At 63.9% G+C, this 22,607-nt stretch carries 16 protein-coding genes and 2 pseudogenes; 8 read left to right on the forward strand and 10 right to left on the reverse strand.

Going from position 1 to position 22,607, the window contains the following annotated elements:
* Positions 1–200: 200 nt before the first annotated feature.
* Positions 201–5,249, forward strand: a pseudogene (locus DMX12_RS15935) (AAA family ATPase).
* 92 nt (positions 5,250–5,341) lie between these two features.
* Here DMX12_RS15935 and ycaC (DMX12_RS15940) read toward each other — a convergent pair.
* The gene (gene ycaC, locus DMX12_RS15940; RefSeq protein ID WP_009681634.1) at positions 5,342–5,968 is read right to left on the reverse strand and encodes an isochorismate family cysteine hydrolase YcaC; all 627 of its coding nucleotides are present in this window, start codon (positions 5,966–5,968) and stop codon (positions 5,342–5,344) included.
* A gap of 73 nt (positions 5,969–6,041) precedes the next feature.
* Entirely contained in the window at positions 6,042–6,404 is a 363-nt protein-coding gene (locus tag DMX12_RS15945) for an AraC family transcriptional regulator (protein ID WP_029887800.1), read from the reverse strand.
* A 180-nt stretch (positions 6,405–6,584) separates the two neighbouring features.
* On the opposite strand from DMX12_RS15945, the gene DMX12_RS15950 reads away from it, so the two are divergent.
* Both DMX12_RS15950 and DMX12_RS15955 read left to right on the forward strand, forming a co-directional pair.
* On the forward strand, positions 6,585–7,559 hold the full coding sequence (locus DMX12_RS15950) for a GlxA family transcriptional regulator (RefSeq protein ID WP_110678603.1): 975 nt from the start codon (positions 6,585–6,587) through the stop codon (positions 7,557–7,559).
* Positions 7,560–7,744: 185 nt separating this feature from the next.
* Complete coding sequence (locus DMX12_RS15955; protein WP_110678605.1) at positions 7,745–9,532, forward strand: monovalent cation:proton antiporter-2 (CPA2) family protein; 1,788 nt, start codon at positions 7,745–7,747, stop codon at positions 9,530–9,532.
* Positions 9,533–9,536: 4 nt separating this feature from the next.
* Here DMX12_RS15955 and DMX12_RS15960 read toward each other — a convergent pair whose 3' ends face one another.
* Both DMX12_RS15960 and DMX12_RS15965 read right to left on the reverse strand, forming a co-directional pair.
* Positions 9,537–9,821: a HigA family addiction module antitoxin gene (locus DMX12_RS15960; RefSeq protein WP_009681630.1), complete on the reverse strand. Its 285-nt coding sequence runs from the start codon at positions 9,819–9,821 to the stop codon at positions 9,537–9,539.
* Positions 9,822–9,834: 13 nt separating this feature from the next.
* Entirely contained in the window at positions 9,835–10,113 is a 279-nt protein-coding gene (locus DMX12_RS15965) for a type II toxin-antitoxin system RelE/ParE family toxin (RefSeq protein ID WP_009681629.1), read from the reverse strand.
* Between the two features lie 395 nt (positions 10,114–10,508).
* On the opposite strand from DMX12_RS15965, the pseudogene DMX12_RS30345 reads away from it, so the two are divergent.
* Together DMX12_RS30345 and DMX12_RS29515 are read left to right on the forward strand one after the other, a co-directional pair.
* Positions 10,509–10,759 (forward strand): annotated as a pseudogene (locus tag DMX12_RS30345) (hypothetical protein); the annotation flags it as partial.
* Positions 10,760–11,134: 375 nt separating this feature from the next.
* Entirely contained in the window at positions 11,135–11,713 is a 579-nt protein-coding gene (locus tag DMX12_RS29515) for a PBECR2 nuclease fold domain-containing protein (protein WP_161893224.1), read from the forward strand.
* A 195-nt stretch (positions 11,714–11,908) separates the two neighbouring features.
* On the opposite strand, the gene ycaC (DMX12_RS15985) is transcribed toward DMX12_RS29515, so the two are convergent.
* The gene (gene ycaC / locus DMX12_RS15985) at positions 11,909–12,538 is read right to left on the reverse strand and encodes an isochorismate family cysteine hydrolase YcaC (protein WP_009681627.1); all 630 of its coding nucleotides are present in this window, start codon (positions 12,536–12,538) and stop codon (positions 11,909–11,911) included.
* Between the two features lie 178 nt (positions 12,539–12,716).
* On the opposite strand from ycaC (DMX12_RS15985), the gene DMX12_RS15990 reads away from it, so the two are divergent.
* Both DMX12_RS15990 and DMX12_RS15995 read left to right on the forward strand, forming a co-directional pair.
* A complete protein-coding gene (locus tag DMX12_RS15990; protein WP_110678609.1) occupies positions 12,717–13,628 on the forward strand; it encodes a LysR substrate-binding domain-containing protein in 912 nt (303 codons plus the stop codon).
* A gap of 125 nt (positions 13,629–13,753) precedes the next feature.
* Positions 13,754–15,016, forward strand: coding sequence for an OprD family porin (locus DMX12_RS15995; protein WP_110678611.1), 1,263 nt, complete (start codon positions 13,754–13,756; stop codon positions 15,014–15,016).
* A gap of 142 nt (positions 15,017–15,158) precedes the next feature.
* On the opposite strand, the gene DMX12_RS16000 is transcribed toward DMX12_RS15995, so the two are convergent.
* From DMX12_RS16000 to ycaC (DMX12_RS16015), 4 genes are all read right to left on the reverse strand, one after another.
* Positions 15,159–17,000 (reverse strand): amidohydrolase, encoded by a 1,842-nt coding sequence (locus tag DMX12_RS16000; protein WP_161893226.1) that lies wholly within the window; start codon positions 16,998–17,000, stop codon positions 15,159–15,161.
* A gap of 315 nt (positions 17,001–17,315) precedes the next feature.
* Complete coding sequence (locus DMX12_RS16005) at positions 17,316–18,134, reverse strand: alpha/beta fold hydrolase (protein WP_029886932.1); 819 nt, start codon at positions 18,132–18,134, stop codon at positions 17,316–17,318.
* A 37-nt stretch (positions 18,135–18,171) separates the two neighbouring features.
* Positions 18,172–18,480, reverse strand: coding sequence for a hypothetical protein (locus DMX12_RS16010; RefSeq protein ID WP_110678614.1), 309 nt, complete (start codon positions 18,478–18,480; stop codon positions 18,172–18,174).
* A gap of 114 nt (positions 18,481–18,594) precedes the next feature.
* Positions 18,595–19,224 carry an isochorismate family cysteine hydrolase YcaC gene (gene ycaC, locus DMX12_RS16015; RefSeq protein ID WP_110678615.1) on the reverse strand — a complete coding sequence of 210 codons (630 nt, stop codon included), beginning with the start codon at positions 19,222–19,224 and terminating at the stop codon, positions 18,595–18,597.
* 289 nt (positions 19,225–19,513) lie between these two features.
* Here ycaC (DMX12_RS16015) and DMX12_RS16020 point away from each other — a divergent pair, with 289 nt between their 5' ends.
* Entirely contained in the window at positions 19,514–20,941 is a 1,428-nt protein-coding gene (locus tag DMX12_RS16020; protein ID WP_110678617.1) for a mechanosensitive ion channel family protein, read from the forward strand.
* 264 nt (positions 20,942–21,205) lie between these two features.
* Here the strand turns inward: DMX12_RS16020 and DMX12_RS16025 are convergent, their stop codons facing one another.
* Positions 21,206–22,492: an FAD-binding oxidoreductase gene (locus tag DMX12_RS16025; RefSeq protein WP_110678619.1), complete on the reverse strand. Its 1,287-nt coding sequence runs from the start codon at positions 22,490–22,492 to the stop codon at positions 21,206–21,208.
* Between the last annotated feature and the right edge of the window lie 115 nt (positions 22,493–22,607).

The following is a 22,607-nucleotide window of genomic DNA, read 5'->3' on the forward strand; positions in this document are numbered from 1 at the left end:
AGCCTAGGCCAGCGGATGCGGTGGAACAATTATCCCGAGGGATAGGGTGTTCAAGGCACTATACAAGCGCCCGGAAAAGGCCAGGGGACGATAACGGACAACAGCGTGCCCGTTCCTGCCAAGCGGGCTGCAACCCGCATTCCCCTTGGGCTGGCTGCGTATACTCACGTCTCGGGATGTCGCCAGCAGGGGGGTGTTTCATGCGCGATGAACGCCTTGCTCACAGGCCCATCGATTACGACCAGACAGTCGACGAAAGCTGGCTCAACAACTGCGACATCACAGCGTTGGGCCAGGATGGCGAGCTCAGTTGCTTCCGCCTGTGCGACCCCACCAGCGGGCAAGCCTGGCTCGCCATGCGCGCACCGCTCGAAGCGCCCGCCGCCTGTCAGCGCCTGGAGCGCGACTACCGGCTGAAACTGGACCCACAGTGGGCAGTGGTGCCGTGCGCGTTCGTGCGTTCCCCCGAAGGCCCACTGCTGGTGTACCCGGCCGGTCAGTCCATCGCCGACCTGCTCAGCGAAGGCCGGCTGGCGCTGGAGCCGTTCCTGGAGATTGCGCTGAACGCCGCCACTGCCTTGGCCCAGGCCCACCAAAGCAATGTACTGCACGGCGCCCTGCAGCCAGCCCACGTGCATGTGCAGGACAACTAGCAGGTGCGGCTGGGCGGGTTCCGTGCAACACCTGCGCATCCGCTCGGCGAGCAAGGCATGCCGCTCGGCAACTGGACCTACCTGGCGCCCGAGCAAGTCTGCCCGCACGGCAGCAACAACGACCTGCGCAGTGACATCTATGCCCTGGGGGCGATCCTGTACCAACTACTGCTCGGTGAATTGCCACTGACCGGGCGCGATACCCAGCACTGGCGTCAGCTGCATGCGGGGGTACAACCCAAGACCGCCTGCGAAGTCGACAACCGCGTGCCGCAGCCGCTGAGCAGCGTGCTGGCCAAGGCCCTGGCCAAGGAACCGGACGCACGCTACCAGAGCGCACACGCCCTGGCCGTGGACCTGGGCTACTGCCACCGGCAATGGGCTGCCAGCAAACACATGGCGGCCTTTGAACCAGGTTGCGCCGACCCGGTCGCCGCCCATGGCAGCCGCCTTTATGGCCGCGATGCCGAACAGCAGGCCATTGCGCTGCTGCTCAAGGGGTTGCGCCGCGACAGCACGCCGCAAGTGCTGCATATTCAAGGCGCCGCAGGCATGGGCAAGTCGAGCCTGGTGGCCGCTGCACTCAAGGCCAATGCTCAAGGGTACTGGGCGCTCGGCAAGTGCAACAGCGTGTCCCAGGCTGCGCCCTACGCGCCCTGGGTGGAAATCCTCGGCGCCCTGACCACCCAGTTGCTGGCCAAGGACGGCCACGAACTCGACGCCCTGCGCCACGACATCCTGCGCCGCATCCAAGGCCACGGCCGGCTGCTGGGCAAGCTGGCGCCAGACCTGCAGCTAGTGCTCGGCGCGTTGCCGCCACTGCCAGGCAAACTTACCCCCATGGCGCTGCAGAAGGAGCTGCGGGCCGTGGTCGAATTCCTTGCAGTATTCAGCCGCCCCGGCCTGCCACTGGTGCTGTTCATCGACGACATCCAGTGGGTCGATGACGCCTCGCGCCAGCTCTTGGCGCAACTGCTGGCAAACGCGCCCGGCAACCTGCTGCTGATCTTTGCCCAACGCAGCGACACCGGCACTACCCAAGGCCCGGCCAGCGTCCCCCACTCACTGCGCAGCACCACCCTGAACCTGCGCCCGCTGGCCGTTGGCGCGGTGGCCGAGTTGATCGCCGAGCGCTACCACGTGGATGCTGAAGCCGCCTTGGCACTGGCTGCACAGGTACATGAGAAGACCGCAGGCAACCCGTTCTTCATCCACCAGATCCTGCGCGCCATGGTCGAAGACCAGTTGTTCTTCTTCGATACCCAGGCCATGCGTTGGTCGTGGTGCCCACAGGCCGTGGCCCGTCACCGTTACGCCGACAATGTCGCCGAGCTGATGATCCACCGCCTGGCGCGCCTGCCCGCGCCACAGCGCGACGTACTGCGCATCGCCAGCGCCGCAGGCAGCCGCTGCGACAATGGCGTATTGCAGCGGGTACTGGGGCGGGCGCCAGGCACTGCGGTGCAGGCCCTGATTGCCGCGGGCTTCCTGCTGTCAAGCCAGAGCGGCCTGGGCTTCGTGCATGACCGCGTGCAGGAAGCGGCGTATCAACTCACGCCAGGGCACGAGCGCGAAGCGCTGCATGCGCGCATTGCCCTGGCCATGCTCGGGGCTTGGCCAGACCGCCTGCAGGCGCTGCTGTTCGAGATTGCCCATCAGCTGCAACGCGCCAGCCCGTGCGGGTTTGCCGCAAATGACTGCGCAACCTTCCTGCAGCTCACGTACGAGGCGGCACAGCGGGCGCGTGACAGCCGCGCCTATGAGCAGGCCGCTGGCTACCTGCACACGGCACAACAGCTGCTCGAAGCCTGCAGTACGCTGGAAAGCCGCGCCACGCTTGGCTTTGCCATTGCCAGCATGGCAACGGAGTGCGACTTGCAACTGTCGCGCACGGTCGCCGCCCAGGCCCGCCTGGCTGAATGCCGCCAGCGTGCCGGCTCGACGCTGGAGCGGGCCAGGGTGTGCCAGTTGCAGGCACGCCTGGAGACCTTGCAGGGTAACTGCCAGGCTGCCATCGCCAGCGCGCTTGGCGGCCTGCGGATGCTGGGTATCGAACTCGCGCCAGGCCTTGACCCACACCAGGTGCAAGCCAGCCATGCCCGTGTGCAAAGCCTGATCGAGCAGAAAGGCCTTCACTGCCTGGAGTCGCTGCCACGCACCGACTCGCAAGAGGTCGCACTGGCAGTGGGTTTGCTGGCGACCCTGTCGTCATCCTTCCTGGTGCAGGACGACCTGTGTTTCCTGCACCTGGCCAAGCTCACGGAGCTGGCGTTGCTGCATGGCGTGGCGCCAGGGAGCACCTACGGCCTGGCCTGGTACGGGGTGATGTGCGCCGAGCGTTTTGGTGCCTATCACGATGGCCATAGCTGCTGCCTGGCAGCGCTCAAGCTGATCGAGCGCCACGGCCTGGAGGCCGACCTGAGCAGCGCGCTGCTCGCTCTGGACCAGCTCAGTGCCTGGACATCGCCCATGGAGCTGGCCCGCCGCACCGCCCTGGAGGCCGTCGATTCGGCGCACCTGAGCGGCGACCTGGCCATGAGCTGCCATGCCTGCAACCACTTGGTTTCCGATTCGCTGATCATGGGCCGCTACCTGCCGGAAGTGGCCGAGGAAGTCGCCCAGGGCCTGGCCACCGCGCGCCGGCATGGCTACCTGGAGGTGGCGCAGACCCTGCTGGCCCAGCAAGCGTTCGTCGCCGCCCTCAGCGGCACCACCGGCACGACCGCAACCGCCCCCTCGAACTCGCCCATTACACGGTTCTTCGAGTACCTGTTCGCCGGCATGAGCGCCTTCTACCTGGGCAACCATACGCAGGCCATGGCCAACCTGGCGCGGGCCGGCGACTACGCCTGGGCCGCGCCGGCCCACATCAACCTGACCGACTATCACCTGTTCCGTGGCTTGCTCCTGGGCAGCCCGGAGGCCCCCGGCAGCCTTGCCGACAAGCTGCACGCACTACAGGCATTGCGTGAGCGCTTCGCTCACTGGGCAGGCTTCAACCCGGCCACGTTCCGCAACAAATTGCTGCTGATCGAAGGGGTGATCGCCAAGCTGGAGGGCGACGGGCTGGCCGCCATTCGTTGCTTCGACCAGGCGCAGATCGCCGCCACCGCTGCCGGCTTCATCCACGAACAGGCGCTGGCCCATGAGCAACTGGCGGAGGTGTGCATCCCCAGCGGCCTGATTTCCGGTGCCAACCTGCACCTGCGCGTCGCTCGCGATTGTTTCCACATCTGGGGAGCAACCGGCAAGGTGCAGCAACTCGAGACCCTGCATCCGTTCCTGCGCACCCAGCCGATCCAGGAAACCCAGCGTGCCACGCAGCAGGCCAGGCTGGACCTCGAGGCCGGTATCGAAGCGGCGCGAGCGCTGTCCGAGGAGGTGCTGCTGGAAGGCCTGATCGAAACCCTGATGGGCCACCTGACCGAGCACTCCGGCGCCGACCACGGTGCGCTGCTGATCGTCAGCGGTGCCGAATTCCAGATGGCCGCCCTCGCCTACATCGACGATGCCGGCCTGCACGTGAACATGGACAATTGCCAGAAATTCATGACCCAGGCGCCGTTGTCGGTCATCAACACCACCATGCGTACGCGCAAGCCGCTGGTGCTCAGCGATGCCCAAAGCGATTGCCCCGAAGCCTTTCGCCAGGACCTGCAGGCACGTGGCGCCCGCTCGGTACTGTGCCTGCCCCTGGTGATCCAGGGGGTGCTGATCGGCCTGGTGTACCTGGAAAACCGCCTGGTACCCGGCCTGTTCGGCAGCCAGCGCCTGGCCATGCTGGAGATCCTGGCGGCGCAGGCCGCGGTGTCACTGCAAACGGCCAAGTTCTACACACGCCTGGCCGAAGACAACCAGAGCCGGGCGCAGATAGAGGCGGAGCGGCGTCATTCTCGCGCCGAGCTTGCGCGCACTGCCCACCTGCAAGTCATGAACGAACTGTCGGCCTCGATTGCCCACGAGATCAGCCAGCCGTTGCTGGGTATCGCTGCCAATGCCGCCGCCAGCCTGCGCTGGCTGAAGCGTGCAAAGCCCGACCTGGAAGAAGCGATGGCCGGGCTGGAGGACATCCGCAACGACAGCGAGCGTGCTGCCAACATACTGCGGGCGTTGCGCTCGCTGGCCAAGCAGGCACCGCTGCAGCGCCAGGCGGTGAAGCTGGACGCGGTGATCCGCGAGGTGGTGCGCCTGACCTCGACCGATGCCGCCAAGGGCGCAGTGCAGGTGCAAACCCACTTGCACGCGGGGGTCAGCGTAGTGGCCGACCCGGTGCAGTTGCAACAGCTGATGTTCAACCTGATCACCAATGGCCTGGAGGCGCTGGCGGGGTACCGTGCCGATGGCGTGCTGCGCATTGCCTCGGCGGTAGTTGCGGGGCAGGTAGAGATCTGTGTGGACGACAACGGGCCGGGCATTGCGGTTGAAGAACGCGAGCGCGTGTTCGATGCGTTCTACACCACCAAGGGCAGCGGCATGGGCATGGGGCTGGCGATCTGCAATTCGGTGGTGCAGGCCCACGGCGGCCAGTTGCAGGCGCTGGTGTCGGAGCTGGGCGGCTGCCGGATTCGCTTCACCCTGCCGGTCAGTGACCGCTAGCCTGTGCCGGCCTGTTCACGGTGCACCCCGCACCTGCGCATACCACGCTGCAGGAACGGGTGTACCCGCTGCAAGGCCGGTTCAGGGCTGAATCAGCGCGACGTCAGCGCCGCATAGCTGTTCATCAGGTTGCGATAGTTGGGTATGCGCTGCGACAGCAGGTTGCCCAGCCCTTCGATGTCGTTGCGCCAGTCGCGGTGCAGCTCACAGGCCACCGAGAACCAGTTCATCATCTGCGCGCCCGCCTGGGTCATGCGCACCCACGCTGCCTGCTGCACGGTTGGGTTGAAGGTGCCCGAGGCATCGGTGACCACGAACACCTCGAAACCTTCCGCCAGCGCCGACAGGGTCGGGAAGGCCACGCACACGTCGGTGACCACGCCGGCAATGATCAATTGCTTGCGCCCGGTCGCCTTGATCGCCTTGACGAAATCCTCGTTGTCCCAGGCATTGATCTGGCCTGGGCGGGCAATGTAGGGCGCGTCCGGGAACATGGCCTTGAGCTCCGGCACCAGCGGGCCGTTCGGGCCTTGCTCGAAACTGGTGGTGAGGATGGTCGGCAGACCGAAGAACTTGGCCAGGTCACCCAGGGCCAGCACGTTGTTCTTGAACTCGTTGGGGGCGAAGTCCTGCACCAGCGAGATCAGGCCGGTCTGGTGGTCCACCAGCAGTACCACGGCGTCGTCTTTGTTCAGGCGCTTGTAATCGGGTTGGCTCATGGGGGGTGACTCCTCGGTTGGAAAAGCGGCGCGGTACTACCCGCAGGGGGCTATACCAGTGAATAGCTCCGGCTTAAGAATAGGCCTGGGCCTGGCGCCACGCATTCGGCGGCTGGCCGACCAGGCGGCTGAAGGCACGGGTGAAGTGGGCTTGGTCGCAGAACCCGCATTCCAGGCTCACGTGGGTAATGGGCGCCTCGGTGGCAAGCAGGCGCTTGGCCTTTTCCATGCGTGCCAGCAGGCGCCAGGCCTGGGGCGAAAGCCCGGTATTGACCTTGAAAGCTCGGGAGAAATGGCTGCGTGTGAGGTTGCACAAGCCGGCGATCTCGATGATCGACAGCGAGCTGCGCAGCATCAGTTCCTTGGCCAGGCGCAACCGCGCAGGCGTCAGGGCCCCAGGGGGTTGCAGCGGCATTTGAGGCGTCCCGTCGTGCATGGCGACTCTCCTGTTCAGTAGGGAAAGTCTCACCCCCGGCACATGACAAAGTCCTGAGCCAAAGCTGAATTGTTCTTAATTGTGCGGTGCTGGCCCTGGCGGGTTTGCCGCTACCATAAGATGCGTTTCATATTCAGTTACAGGCCGTCAGCCGCACCCAGTATTCAAGGTAGAAAAGCAATGCAGGAAAAAACCGCCCACCGCACCGTAGCCATGGTGCTGTTCAACGATGTGCTGTTGCTGGACGTGACAGGGCCTATGGATGCATTCGCCATCGCCAACCGTTTCCTGCCGGCCGAGCGGCGCTACCAGTTGCTCACCCTGGCCGAGGGGCAGGCGGCGGTGCGTGGCTCGTGCGGGCTGAAGGTGGTGGCCGACCTACGCCTGGAAGACCTGCCTGCCGTGGTGGATCTGCTGCTGGTGCCGGGTGGCCCTGGCGCGTACGACATCGCGCTGCCAGTGCTCGAGCGCTGGCTACCCCAGGCCGTGCGCAGTGCCAAGCGGTTCGGGGCGATTTGTACCGGGGTATTTTTGCTGGGCCGGGCCGGGCTGCTGGACGGCTACCGTTGCACCACCCACTGGAACTACGTGGAGCGCCTGGCGCAGGCGTTTCCCGCGGCCAAGGTAGAAACCGAGCAGATCTATGTCATCGATCGCTGCCTGATCACGTCTGGCGGCATCACGGCGGGCATTGACCTGGCACTGGCAGTTATCGCCGAAGACCACGGCAAGGCACTGGCCCTGGAAGTGGCTAAGGTGCTGCTGGTGGCGCGCCACCGGCAAGGAGGGCAAACGCCGTATGGGCCGCTGCTGGCGGCAGTGCCACGCGACGACTCGCCAGTGGCGAGGGTGCAGGCATACATCGTCGATCATATCGAGCAGGCCTTCACCGTGCAGAAAATGGCCGACCTGGTGGCCATGAGCGGGCGCAACTTTGCCCGCACGTTTCAGCGCGAGGTGGGGATTACGCCACTGCAATACCTGCAAAATGCGCGCATCGACCGCGCCCGCCAGTTGCTCGAATGCGGCGACCTGCCATTGAAGGTGGTGGCGGCGCAGTGCGGGTTTGGCAGTGACCGGCACATGCGCAAGGTGTTCTGCGAACGGATTGGCATGACGCCGGCGCAGTATCGGGCACAGTTTGGTGGGGCCTGAGTCAGTGTGTTTCCTGTACGGGCCGCTTCGCGGGGAAACCCGCGCCCACAGGGCTGCACAGGTTGTCTCATTTTTCAGGACAATCTTTCTCCCCGATGGCGGATTGTCTAACACCACCCCCGGCCCTCAGAATTGTCCGCCAACCCGTTCGAACGCTGCCCCGGCAGCTCATGGAGTACGAGCCCATGCCACATGAAGGCAGCCTTCTACAAACCGCGGTGATCTTTCTGCTCGCCGCTGTCCTTGCCGTGCCCTTGGCCAAGCGCCTGCAACTGGGTGCCGTGCTTGGCTACCTGCTGGCCGGTGTGGTCATTGGCCCGCAGGCATTGGGTTTGATCCGCGATACCGAAAGCGTGGCGCACATTTCCGAGCTGGGCGTAGTGCTGCTGTTGTTCATCATCGGCCTGGAATTGTCCCCCAAACGCCTGTGGCTGATGCGCAAGGCAGTGTTCGGGGTCGGTACCGCCCAAGTGGTGCTGACTGGCGTGCTGATCGGCGCCATTGCCCTGTTCGGTTTCGGTCAGGCGCTACCTGCGGCCATCGTGCTCGGCCTTGGCTTGGCGCTGTCATCCACCGCCCTCGGCCTGCAAAGCCTGGCCGAAAGCAAGCAACTCAATGCCCCGCACGGCCGCCTGGCCTTCGCCATCCTGCTGTTCCAGGACATCGCCGCCATACCGCTGATCGCCCTGGTGCCGCTGCTGGCCGCCGGCGGGCCGGACACCAGCCACGGCGACAGCCTGCAACACGGCTTGCAGATCTTCGCCAGCATCGCCGTGGTGATCGTCGGCGGCCGCTACCTGCTGCGCCCGGTGTTCCGCACGGTGGCCCGCACCGGCCTGCCAGAGGTGTCTACCGCCACTGCGCTGCTGGTGGTGATTGGTACCGCCTGGTTGATGGAGGAAGCCGGCATTTCCATGGCGCTGGGTGCCTTCCTCGCCGGCTTGTTGCTGGCGGACTCGGAGTACCGCCACGAGCTGGAATCTCAGATCGAGCCTTTCAAGGGCCTGCTGCTGGGGTTGTTCTTCATCAGTGTCGGCATGGGTGCCAACCTGCGGCTGCTGCTGGAAATGCCGCTGGTGGTGCTGGGCCTGACCCTGCTGCTGGTGGCAGTGAAGCTGGTGCTGCTGGTTGGCGTTGGCCGCCTGGCCGGTGGCCTGAGCGGCGCCAGCGCGCTACGCCTGGGCATGGTGCTGGCGGCCGGCGGCGAGTTCGCGTTCGTGGTGTTCAAGCTGGGCAAGGACCAGGGCCTGTTCGACACCCAGACCTACGACCTGCTGCTGATGACCATCACCCTGTCGATGGCCATTACCCCGCTGCTGATGATTGCCTGCGCCCGCGCCCTCAAGCGGCCGCAACCTGCGCGTGAAGTGCCTGAGCAATACAAGCAGATACAGACGGATACGCCTCGGGCGGTAATCGTCGGCATGGGGCGTATGGGGCAGATCGTTGCACGCATCCTGCGCGCGCAGAAGATCCCGTTCATTGCCCTGGAAACCTCGGTCGATGCCATCGAGATGACCCGAATGTTCGAGCAGGTGCCGGTGTTCTACGGCGACCCGCTGCGCCCGGAAGTGCTGCATGCCGCCAAGGTGGGTGAAGCGGAGTACTTCATCATCACCATCGATGACCCTGAAGCTGCCATTCACACAGCCGAGCGGGTGAAGCGCCTGTACCCGCACCTGAAAGTGCTGGCCCGTGCGCGCAACCGCCAGCATGTGCACAAGTTGGCGGATGTCGGTGCCGAGCCAATCCGCGAGACGTTCTATTCCAGCCTGGAAATGACCCGCCGCGCGCTGGTGGGGCTGGGTTTGAGCGATGAGCAGGCGGCGGACCGGATTGCACGGTTCACCCAGCATGACGAAGAAGTGCTGGTGGCCCAGGGGCAGGTCCGCGATGACCGGGCCAAGGTGATGCAAACGGCCAAGGAGGCGCGGGTTGAGTTGGAGCGGTTGTTTGATTCGGATGCGGACTGAACAATCAGGCAAATATCAACCGCTCTATCTTAGGATGCTCACGGTGGGCCGCTTGCCAAAGATCGTAGGCCGCCTGTTCGGCAAGGTACTGCCGGGCAGGACCGAGGCCAGCCAATTCAAGTCGATAAGCAAGATCGGCAGATATTGCGGCACGCCCATTGAGCACCGTGGACAATTGCCCCCGTGAGTAGCCCAGGTGACGAGCTAACTCAGAGACGTTCATTCCAATTGCGGGCAACACATCCTCTCGCAATGACTCCCCGGGATGGGGAGGATCAAACATAGGCATGGCTGAGGCCTCCTTAGTGGTAATCGAGATAGTCAACAAGCTCCACATCGGTACCAATGAAGCGAAACACGAGGCGCCAGTTACCCGAAACATTCACCGCCCAAAAGCTTTCCAGCTTTCCATGCAGGGGATGAAGACGATAACCAGGGCGATTCATATCTGAAGCCGTTTTTGCTACGTCAAGGGAAGCAAGCAAACGCCGCAAGCGATTGACATGATCCGCACGCACCCCAGATGTGTCACGTTGCTGATGGAGCAGCCTCAGGCCCTTGTGCCTGAAACTTCTGATCATTGAAAGGTTAGTGTAAGGTCATGCCTTACACCTTTCAAGCTGGCAGTGGAGCGGAACATGGGGTTACTCCTGAAGGATTTCCGAGTTGCCCAGTTTGCTCTCGACGTTCCTCAATGGCGCCGTCATGCCATCCTTTTTCACTGTCAGAAATTGCCCAAAGCGGTGTGGGGCACTCGCCAATCTGGGGGCTCTGAACGCCCTCATCCTGTCTCCTGACGATCACCGGGTCGCTGTCGGTTCAGCGATCGGGTATGGAAACCCGGACGTGATAAAGGGCTGCCGTAATGGCAGTTGTGCGCGTGTAGCCGTTTGGCCAACCGGCTTGCCTGCCCACCGGTTTTCCACCCCGCGTACAACTTCGGCCTTCTGCGGGGAAATGGGTCGTTACAGTTCAGCCCGACACAGCCCAACGCGCCTTCAACCGCTGCGATGCTGGCCACCCACACTCGTTCACCGTAACGCCCTGGTGCATGTCGCCCAGTACCCGCGGGGCGCTTACGGCTGTGGCTACAAAGCCTTGGAACACCTGGGCGAAACCGGCAAGAGCCTGTTCTGGTGCAACCTGAATGCAGTCAGTGAATTGAGATTGCCGGTGCCGGCCTCTTCGCGGGCATGCCCGCTCCCACAGGTTCTGCACTGGGTTTGAAGCTTGCGCGACACCTGTGGGAGCGGGCGAGCCCGCGAAAGGGCCGGTACCTGCGGGCGCTCACGGCTGTGGCTACAAAGCCCTGGAACACCTGGGCGAAACCGGCAAGAGCCTGTTCTGGGGCAACCTGGATGCAGTTGAAATGGCAGGAGGGTTGGTTGAAAGCATTGCTGGAGGGTATCGAGTCGCAGCCCGCAAGTTGAAGGGCATCACAGCCGCCATGAGCAGGCCGAGGTGCCTGGCCTGCTCAGCCTCAATATAGGAAACACCCTACACGGCGCGTCACCCCGCGTCTGATTGTTCGCCGCAACCCTTCTCTCTAGGCTCACTTCGCCGTCACCGCGTCAGCGGCACCTATCGCAGCCAGGTATCTCATTGAGCCCCAACCACCCAACCGCGAAAGTCGCCGAGAGCAAGCGCCAGAAGAATTGGGTTGACGAAAAGCTGCCCGACCTCAAAACGCTTGCGCGCGAACTACGCGCCCAGGCTATCGAATTACTAGCAGCTGCCGAGTCACATGACGCCGCAGTCGAACTTGCTGCGCAACACTTGGGCTTAGGGACAAAAGATGCCAGCCGGGTAGTCATCAGGAGCCCGATGGGTGACATCCTGATTCAGCGTAGCTGCATCCATCACATCGTCGAGAAGCGACAGGATGCCCGGGAGCGCTATGTCAAAGTCGCCCTCGATACCCTGATCGGACCATTTGAGGTGTGGCAGGTGGCATACACCAATGGCACCAACAGGCTGGCTTTTATAGGCGTCTACGAGACCAAGCGGCAGATGCTTGTGATTGTGACACTCGACAAAGGCAAAATGCTGTGGAATTTCATGCAGTGCGATGCAAAATCTCTGAACAAGCATCGCCACGGGAAGCTGCTCTATAAGCGGTATACATTGCTACCGAGCAAAGAAAAGGGCCACTGTCACCAGTGGCCCTGTAAGCATGCTTGATATTCATATACACACCCTCAAGCCGGGGTGTGGAGGTCTCACCCGACGCTGATGATTCAGCCATCGACGGGGTTCCTACGCCAGCTGTTGCCGCTGAATGGCAGCTGGTTTCGCGCTCAACTGAAACGCTATCAACACTCTTGTATCAAGTCAACGATCGCTCTTAGTGGAACTCAACCATCAGGTTACTTGGTGTTACTTCCCTGCAGTCAACGCGTTATAGCTGGTCATCAGGTTCCGATAATCCGGAATGTGGTTGGAGCACAGCGCCGCCAGCCCTTCCACATCATTGCGCCAGTCACGGTGCAGCTCACAGGCCACGCCAAACCAGGTCATCATCTGCGCACCGGCCTGGCTCATGCGGTCATGCGCCGCATCGCGGGTCATTTCGTTGAAGGTGCCGGAAGCATCAGTCACCACGAACACGTCAAATGCCTCTTCCAGCGCCGACAGCGCCGGGAACGCCACGCACACCTCGGTCACCACACCCGCAATGATCAGCTGCTTCTTGCCAGTCGCCTTCACCGCCTTGACGAAGTCTTCGTTGTCCCAGGCGTTGATCTGGCCGGGGCGAGCGATGTACGGCGCGTCCGGGAACAGCTCCTTCAGCTCCGGTACCAGCGGGCCGTTGGGGCCTTGCTCGAAGCTGGTGGTGAGGATGGTCGGCAGGTTGAAGAACTTCGCCAGGTCGGCCAGCGCCAGCACGTTGTTCTTGAACTTGTCCGGCTCGATGTCACGCACCAGCGACAGCAGGCCAGCCTGGTGGTCTACCAGCAGTACAGCGGCGTCGTCTTTGTTCAGGCGGTTGTAGGTGAATTTGCTCATGGTCTGTGCTCCAAAGGTTTATGAATTTTTCAGCTGTTCGGGGTGTTTCGCGTTGATGGACACAGATTAAAATCATCACCTTTGCGGCGGTAGTCAGCAGAATCTGGCTTTAGCGTTCCGTTTCGTGAACGATGGCTGTGTAGGGGCTGCCGGCAAGCCAAAACCCGGAGACCGATCATTGGAAGACCTCAACTCCCTCTACTACTTCACCCAAGTAGTCGAGCACGGTGGTTTCGCCCCGGCAGGCCGGGCGCTGGACATGCCCAAGTCGAAGCTCAGCCGGCGCATCGCCGACCTGGAGGAGCGCCTGGGCGTGCGCCTGCTGCACCGCACCAGCCGCCATTGCTCGCTCACCGAGATCGGCCAGGCCTACTACAACCGCTGCCTGGCCATGCGCGTGGAGGCCGAGGGTGCGGCGGAGATCATCGAGCGCAACCGCAGCGAACCGCGCGGGCTGGTGCGCATCAGTTGCCCGACCACCCTGCTCAATTCCTGGGTCGGGCCGATGCTGACCCGCTACATGCTCAAGTACCCGCAGGTGGAGCTGTTCATCGAAAGTACCAACCGCCGCGTCGACCTGCTGCACGAGGGCTTCGACATCGCTTTGCGGGTGCGCTTTCCACCGTTGGAAAACACCGACATGGTGATGAAGGTGCTAAGCAACAGCACCCAGTGCCTGGTCGGCCAACCTCAGTACCTGGAGCAGTTGCCCCAAGGTTTCGACCCGCAGTTGCTCAGCACGCTGCCCAGCCTGCACTGGGGTAGCGCCCAGCGCGAGTACCAGTGGGAGCTGTTTCGGGGTGAAGACAGCAGCCGCAGCATCGTCATCCCGCACAAACCACGCATGGTCACCGACGACCTGTTTGCCTTGCGCCATTTCGTGGTGGCCGGGGTCGGCATTGCGCACTTGCCAAGGGTGGCCGTGCGCGAGGACCTGGCGGCGGGGCGGCTGGTGGAGCTGATTCCGGACTGGCACCCGCGCTGTGGCATCGTGCATGCCATATTCCCGTCGCGGCGTGGGTTGCTGCCTTCGGTACGGGCGTTGATTGATCACTTGGCCGAAGAGTTTGCGGTCAGCGACATGGCTTGAGTCCTGAGCTGGCTTCTTCGCGGGCATGCCCGCTCCCACAGGTACCGCACAGGGCCCAGCACACCCTTACAAGACCCCTGGCCTATCCTTCACCCACACTCCCGGATCATCCGCCGGAGCCCCCCATGATCCGCGCCACCCACGGACCAGGCCGCGCCCTGCTCGCCACCCTCGCCCTGTGCCCGGCACTCAGCCAGGCCGCTGAACCCGGCTGGTCGCTGCTCAGCCGCAATTACTTCCTGCACAGCGACTTTCGCTCACCTTCCGGCAGTGGCCAGAACTACCGCCAGGAATGGGCCCAGGGCTTCATCGGCGAGGTCCGCTCGGGCTTCACCGAAGGCACGCTTGGCGTCGGTATCGACGCCCATGGCTTTCTCGGTTTCAAGCTCGACGGCGGTCGCGGCCACGCCGGCACCGGCCTGCTGCCACGCGACAGCGATGGCCGCGCCGAGTCCGACTACTCCAGCGCCGGCGCCGCGCTCAAGCTGCGCCTGGGCAACACCCAGCTGCGCTACGGGGAAATGATGGTTGAAACCCCGGTGTTCGACACCGGCGACAAACGCCTGCACCCCGAATACGCCACCGGCTGGTTGGTCGAGAACAATGACCTACCCGACTGGCGCCTGCAGGCCGGGCGCTTCACCGCCTTCAACAACCAGGACAACAGCTCGACCCACGACGACTTCAGCGGCTACGGCGCCACCACCCACAACCGCGCCATCAGCCTGGCAGGCGCCAGCTTCGCGCCCTCTGGCCCGTTCGGCGGCGCGTTATATGCCGGGCAGTTGCAAGACACCTGGCGCCAGGCCTACCTCAACCTGAACCTGACCGAAGGCAACTGGCGCCTGGACGGCAACCTTTACCACACCCGTGACACCGGTAGCGCCAGCGCCGGTGCGATCGACACGCTCGCCTACAGCCTGCTGACCAAGTACCGTTTCGGTGCCCAGGCGCTGAGCCTGGCCTATCAGAAGGTCGAGGGCGACACTCCGTTCGACTTCGTCGGTGGCGACTCCATCTACCTGGCCAATTCGATCAAGTACACCGACTTCAACGGCCCTGGCGAGCGCTCGTGGCAACTGCGCTACGACCTCGACTTCGCCACCCTGGGCGTGCCCGGCCTGAGCCTGATGGGCCGTTACGTCAGTGGCCGCAACATCAATGGCAGCCATGCCCCGGCAAATGGGGCTTATGTGAACCAGTACGGCAACGGCGGCAAGCACTGGGAGCGCGACATAGACCTGAAATACGTGGTGCAGTCCGGTGCCGCCAAGGACCTGAGCCTGTCGTTCTCCCACGTCAGCCACCGTGCCAATCAGGCCCAGGGCGGCGATGACATCGACCGCCTCTACCTGATCATCGAATACCCGCTCAAAGGTAGCTTCTAAAGTCGGGCTTTCAGCGCGACCCTTCGCGGGCACGCCCGCTCCCACAGGGGATCGCGCATTTCTTGAGTTCAGCGCCTAACGTGTGGGAGCGGGCGTGCCCGCGAAGGGCTGCAAAGCAGCCCCTTCTTTTCGACACATCAGCTTAGAAAGCAAAGCACGAACAGCCCAGCGCCCCCCAGAACCCCTGGAAGTCATTGACCGGCACACTCGATTTGCGCGCCTTGTCATGGCTGTGCGCATGCACCCCGCACGGCCCCGAACACTGGTGCACGGCTGCCGCCAGCGACGGCGTACCCACGCGCCAGTGCCCCGGCACCTTGGCTACTGGAGACCACTCCGGCAGCACCGGCACCTGCGGTGGGCCGAGGCGGTCGAATTCGCCGGCACCGTACACAACCTTGCCATCGACAATGGTCAGCACCGACTCGATGCCCTTGATCGCCTCTTCCTCGACGCTGAAGAAGTCCAGCGACAAGGCCGCCAGGTCGGCCAGCTGGCCTACCTTGATCTGGCCTTTCTTGCCCTGCTCGCTGGAGAACCAGGCACTCCCCTGGGTGAACAGCTGCAGCGCGGTCTCGCGGTCCAGGCCTTCCTTGTACAGCTCCATGCCGCCAACGGTCTTGCCGCTGACCAGCCAGTACAGCGAGGTCCAGGGGTTGTAGCTGGACACGCGGGTAGCGTCGGTGCCCGCGCCGACCGGCACGCCCATCTCCAACATGCGTTTGATCGGCGGGGTCTGCTCGGCAGCCTTGGCGCCATAGCGGTCGACGAAATACTCGCCCTGGAAGGCCATGCGGTCCTGGATGGCGATGCCGCCGCCCAACGCACGCACGCGCTCGATGTTCTGCGGAGTGATGGTTTCGGCGTGGTCGAAGAACCACGGCAGGCCATTGAACGGGATATCGCGGTTGACCTTCTCGAACACGTCGAGCATGCGCGTGATCGATTCGTTGTAGGTGGCATGCAGGCGGAACGGCCAGCGCTGCTCGACCAGGTGGCGCACCACCGGCTCCAGCTCTTCTTCCATGGTCTGCGGCAGGTCCGGGCGCGGCTCGAGGAAGTCCTCGAAGTCGGCGGCGGAGAACACCAGCATTTCACCAGCGCCGTTGTGGCGCAGGAAGTCGGTACCGCTGTGCAGCTTGACGCTGGATGTCCACTTCCTGAAGTCGTCCAGTTCTTCCTTGGGCTTCTGGGTGAACAGGTTGTAGGCAATGCGCACTGTCAGCTGGTTGTTGTCGGCCAGCTCCTGGATCACCGAGTAGTCGTCGGGGAAGTTCTGGTAGCCGCCGCCAGCGTCGATGGCACTGGTCAGGCCCAGGCGGTTCAGCTCACGCATGAACTGGCGGGTCGAGTTGACCTGATACTCCAGCGGCAGCTTCGGCCCTTTGGCCAGGGTGGCGTAGAGGATCATCGCGTTCGGGCGGGCAATCAGCATGCCCGTCGGGTTGCCGAACTTGTCTCGCTGGATTTCGCCACCCGGCGGGTTCGGGGTGCTCTTGTCGTAGCCGACAGCCTTGAGTGCGGCACGGTTGAGCAAGGCGCGGTCGTAGAGGTGCAACAGGAACACCGGCGTATCGGGTGCAGCCTGGTTGATTTCTTCCAGGGTCGGCATGCGTTTTTCAGCGAACTGGAACTCGTTCCAGCCACCCACCACACGCACCCACTGCGGGGTAGGCGTGCGCGCAGCCTGGTCCTTGAGCATGCGCAGGGCATCGGCCACCGACGGCACGCCTTCCCAGCGCAGCTCCAGGTTGTAGTTCAGGCCGCCGCGGATCAGGTGCAGGTGCGAGTCGTTCAGGCCGGGGATGACCGTACGCTGCTTGAGGTCGACGATTTGCGTGCTGGCGCCCTTGTGGGCCATGGCCTCGGCGTCGTTGCCCACGGCGATGAAACGGCCGTCCTTGATGGCGACGGCGGTGGCAGTGGGCTTTTCGCGGTCAACGGTGTGCAGCTTGCCGTTGAACAGAATCAGGTCGGCGGTCATGGAACCTCCTTGGGTGGATGCGTGAGCGGAACCGGCGGCGCCGGTGAAGGGCAATGCAGACCAGAGCGCGCCGGCAGCACCCAGTACGGTGCTGCTGGCGAGGAACTGGCGACGAGTCTTGTCGTGGCGGTCCTGGGGCATGGTGTTCTCCGTCTCTGGGCGCGGCGGCGGCAGGCGCGCCTGCAGAGCATGCCGCCCGATACAAGGGCAAGGCTTGGATGGATGTGCGGTGGGGCTGTTGAAGGTTAGCCCTGATCAAGTTTTGTGTTGCCTGGGCTTGCCAGCGATTGGGGCCGCAAAGCGGCCCCGGCTTGTTCAGCGACTCAAGAACGCCAGCAGGTCCTCATTCAGCTGCTGCGCATGAGTCACGGCAAACCCATGCGGCGCGCCGGCGTACACCTTCAGCTCAGCCCCACGAATCTGCGCCGCCGCCTGCTTGCCGGTAGTCTCGAACGGCACGATCTGGTCGTCATCGCCATGAATCACCAACGTCGGTACATCGACCTTGGCCATGTCCGACCGGAAGTCGGTTTCGGAGAACGCCGTCACACAATCCAGGGTGGCCTTGAGCGACGCCATCAGCGCTATGTTCAAGGTCTGCGTCTGCACGCCCTGGGATACCTGCTGCCCATGGTTGATGCCATAGAACGGTGCGGCGAAGTCGGCGATGAACTGCGCCCGGTCGGCACGCAGGCCAGCCACGATACCTTCGAACACCGACAGGTCGACACCCTCGGGGTTGTCGTCACGCTTGCCGAACACCGGCGTAACGGCGCCCAGCAGCACCAGCCCGGCGACCCGCTCGGTGCCGTAGCGACCGATGTAGCGGCTTACGTCACCGCCGCCCATGGAGAAGCCCACCAGGGTCACCTCACGCAGGTCGAGGTGTTCGATCAGCTGGGCGATGTCATCAGCGAAGGTGTCGTAGTCGTAGCCGTTCCATGGCTGGCTCGAGCGCCCGAAACCGCGGCGGTCGAAGGCAATGGCGCGGTAACCGCGGCTGGCCAGGAACTCCATCTGCGTGTCCCACATGTCGGCATTCAGCGGCCAGCCGTGGCTGAACAGCACGGGCTTGCCGGTGCCCCAGTCCTTGAAGTAGATCGAAGTACCATCGCGGGTAACGAACGTGCTCATAGCGGTATCTCCTGGATTATCGAGGTCAGGGGCTGACTCAGCCGCGCAGCCAGTTGGCGCAGCGACGGGTCACCCAAGGCATGATGTAGAACACCACGGGCAGAATGACGAACAGGTTGACGATCAGGTTGCCGGTGATCGCGCCCCCCAGTTGCGGGTAGCGGGCAAACAGCGGCGCCAGCAGTTGCGGCACGACCATGGTCATCGGGCAGATCACCAGGTAGGTTAGCAGCGCCTGCTTCCAGCGCGGCGGTTGCGCGGCCGAGGTACCCGGCGTGCTATCGAGCACTTGGTGCTGCAGGCATACGGTCACCACTTCGCGGTTGTCTTGGAGTGCGGTGTTCATCGGCGTTCCTTGGGTGAGCTTGCCCACAGCCACTGTGCAACGGCCAACGGGCGCTGGATTGGATAAGTGTGCTGCCCTGCGCGGGCACCGGCTGAGGGTGCCCGCGGCTGCGGCTTACTTGTTGGCGTTGAAGGCGTTGTAGCTGGTCATGAGGTTGCGGTAGTCCGGGATATGGTTGGAGCACAGCGCGGCCAGGCCTTCAATGTCGTTGCGCCAGTCGCGGTGCAGCTCGCAGGCAACCCCGAACCAGGTCATCAACTGGGCGCCAGCGCGGCTCATGCGGTCATGGGCGGCGTCGCGGGTCATGGCGTTGAAGGTGCCGGAGGCATCGGTAACCACGAACACGTCGAACTCTTCTTCCAGGGCGGCCAGCGCCGGGAAGGCTACGCACACTTCGGTGACCACGCCGGCGATGATCAGCTGCTTCTTGCCGGTGGCTTTCACCGCCTTCACGAAGTCTTCGTTATCCCAGGCGTTGATCTGGCCTGGGCGGGCGATGTACGGCGCGTCCGGGAACAGGGCTTTCAGCTCCGGGACCAGCGGGCCGTTGGGGCCTTGTTCGAAGCTGGTGGTGAGGATGGTCGGCAGGTTGAAGAACTTGGCCAGGTCAGCCAGGGCCAGTACGTTGTTCTTGAAGGCATCCGGCTCGATGTCGCGCACCAGCGACAGCAGGCCAGCCTGGTGGTCGACCAGCAGTACGGCGGCATCGTCTTTGTTCAGGCGGTTGTATTTGAAGTGGGTCATGGTCGTTGCTCCATAGGGTTTGAAGTTCAGCAAGTTGGGTGTTTCGCGTTGATGGGAGAAGATTAAAACCGTCACCTTTGGAGCGGTAGATAGCGGTTTTTGGCTTTAGCGTTCTGTTTCGGGAACGATAGATTGGCGCTGGATTTGCTGGCCTCTTCGCGGGCTTGCCCGCTCCCACAGGGACCGCATCTCGCTCAGGGCGGGTTTACCCGCATGCAGGCGCCCATTGCCTGCCCGGCCAACCTGCTCTATTACTACCCACAGCCCTCCCCTCACTCCCGAGACCACCATGCTGGCGTTCATCCAGTCGTCCCCGTTGCTGCTCGGTACTGCCCTGATCCTGATCGACCTCGTAATCTGGCAGTTGATCCCCCTCCAGCACCGGGCCTGGCGCATCGGTATGCGGCTGGTGCTTTTCCTGTTGTTCAGCGCGGTGCTGGTGGCCGCCGGCATGAGCCCGCTGCAGCCACCGCCCTGGCCGGACGATGTGCCGCGCAACCTGATGGCCACGGTATTGGCCATCGGCTGGTGGCTGTTTGGCGCGCGCACGGTCACCGTGGTGTTCGGCCTGTTGCTGGTAGCGCGGGGTAGCCACGGCGGGCGCTTGCTGCAGGACGTGCTGGGGGCGCTGATCTTCCTTGCCGCGGTAGTCGCGGCCGCAGGCTATGTGCTGCAGCTGCCAGTCAAGGGCCTGCTGGCCACCTCGGGCGTGATGGCCATCGTCATAGGCCTGGCGTTGCAGAGCACGCTGGCTGACGTGTTCAGCGGCATCGTGCTGAACACCACGCGGCCCTACCAGATTGGCGATTCGATCGCGATCGACGGCACCGAAGGCAAGGTGCTGGATATCGACTGGCGGGCCACGCGCCTGCTCACGGGCACAGGTAGCCTGGCGGTGATCCCCAATTCGGTGGCGGCCAAGGCGCGCCTGCTCAACCACAGCAGGCCGGCGGATGTGCATGGTGTGTCGATCAACGTGGTAGTGCCGGCCAAAGTGCGGCCCAGGCGGGTGTTCGACGCACTGGAAAAAGCCCTGCAGGGCACCAGCGCGATCCTTGCTTCACCTGCGCCCAAGGTGTCGGTCAAGGCCTCGACACTGGAGTCGGTGGAGTACGAGGCCAGCGGGTTCATTGCCGACATGGGCGGCAAGACTGCGGCACGCAACCAGTTGTTCGACCTGGCGCACCGCCACCTGGAGGCGAGCGGGGTGATGTGGAACGTCGACCTGGCCATGCCGCCACGCAGCCGCCAGCGCGAAGTGCTGGACGAGGTGCGGGTGTTCCGTTCGCTAAGCGCTGAAGAGCGTGACGCACTGAGCCAGCGCATGACGGCGGTGGAGTACCTGGCGGATCAGGTGATCCTGGAGGTAGGCGCGCATTCCGAGCATTTGCTGGTGATTGGCAGCGGCGTGGTGTCGGCCTCTGTGCGCGATGGCGACAAGCTGCTGGAGGCCGGGCGCATGGGGCCGGGCGAGGTGCTGGGGGTCGAGGGGATCATCGACGAAGACGAGTCACTGGCCGAGTTTCGTACACTGACCAGCTGCGTGCTGTACCGCATCGACAAAGAGCAGGTGAAAAGTTGCCTGGCGCAACGTGGCGATGTGCAGACGGCGCTGAGCAAGTTGCAGCGGTTCCGGCGCCAGAGCCGGGAGTCGTTGTTGCTGCAGAAGCCGGCCCTGATCAAGAAGGGCGGCTTCCTCAGCTGGTTGCACAAGTAAGCCTGTACTGGCCCTATCGCCGGCAAGCCAGCTCCCACATTGACCGCACAGGCCTCAGGGCTTATGCAGTACCTGTGGGAGACTCTATGGTTCCTGGCAAGGGTAGCCGGAGCATCTTCAGCGCCTGTGAGATCGAGCGCCGCCCGCGCGGCGCAATCGCGAGCTGCGCTCGCTCCAACGGGCGCTGCCATACCTTGTGGCAAACACCTGTCAGCCCTAAGGCGATCCCTGTGGGAGCTGGCTTGCCGGCGATAGGGCCAGTGCTTACAACACAACCCGCAGGCATTGCCCCGCGTGGTACAGCGAGAACCCGGACTCATAGAACGCGGTGCGCAGCGATGGCGCGCTCACGCCACTCATTGGCGAGAACGGAATCGGCAGGCTGCCGGCCTCACCCTTGAGCAGGAACTCGGCAAACGCCCGGCCAATCACGGTGCCGGTGGTATTCCCACGCCCGTTATAGCCGGTCACCGCCACCAGCCCCGGCGCCGGCTCGAACAGGCGCATCAGGTGGTCGGGGGTGAAGTCGATGCAACCGGTCCAGTGCATTTCCCACTCGACCTTGCCCAGGCCCGGGTAGTAATGGCTCTGAATGCGGTCGGCCCAGCTGCGCACGAACCAGGCGGGCTTGTTGTCGACCCGGCCCAGGCTGCCGAGCAACAGGCGGCCCTGGTCGTCACGGCGGATACTGCTGAGCACGGTGCGGGTGTCCCATGAGCCCTGGCCGTGCGGCAGTACCTTGTCGGCCTCAGCGCCTTGCAGCGGCTTGGAGGCGACCTGGTAGTAATAACCGCGGAAGAACTGCTTCTGCAGGTTGCTCCAGTCGCCTTCGGTGTAGGCGCCGGTGGAAATCACCACCTTGTCGGCCCGTACCGAGCCACGGGCCGTCTTGACCCGCCAGGCGTCGCCCTCGCGCGCCAGGCCTTCGACAGCCGACTGCTGGAACAGCTGGCCACCCAGGCGCACCACGGCCGCAGCCAGGCCCTGGGTGTAGCCCATGGGGTTGATGGTGCCAGCGCGGCGGTCGAGCAACGCGGCGGAAATCTTGTCGGTGCCACAGTATTCCTGGCACTGCGCGCCGGTCAGCAGCTCCACGTCGGCACCGCGACGGCGCCACTGCCCGTGGCGGGCTTCGAGGTCGGCAATGCCGGTGGCGTTGTGCGCCATGTGCAGCGTGCCTTTATGCTGGGCCTGGCAGTCGATGCCCAGGCGCTCGATCATTGCGAACACTTCAGCCGGGGCTTCACCCAGCACCTGGTTCAGGCGGCTGCCCTGCTTCTGGCCAAGGGTCGCCTCGACGTCGTCGGGGCGGATCCAGGTACCGGCATTGACCAACCCGACGTTGCGCCCGGAGCCCCCGTGGCCGACCTTCCAGGCCTCCAGCAGGATCACCGACTTGCCCTGCTCGAGCAGGTGAATGGCCGCCGACAGGCCGGTAATGCCGCCACCGATCACGCACACATCGGCCTTGTGCTCACCAGCCAGGGCCTGGGCGGCCACGCTCGGTGTGCTGACGAATTCCCACAAGCATTGTTGACGCAGTTCGGACATGGCCGGCTCCAGCAATTTGTTCTTGTTGGGGCTGCCTTGCAGCCCATTCGGGGGAAACCCGCTCCTACAGGGGCTGCACAGGTTCGAAAAGCTGTGCAGTGCCGGTAGGAGCGGG

Origin of the sequence: Pseudomonas sp. MB-090624 (assembly GCF_003205245.1) — a bacterium.
GTDB classification, from domain to species: Bacteria; Pseudomonadota; Gammaproteobacteria; order Pseudomonadales; family Pseudomonadaceae; genus Aquipseudomonas; species Aquipseudomonas juntendi.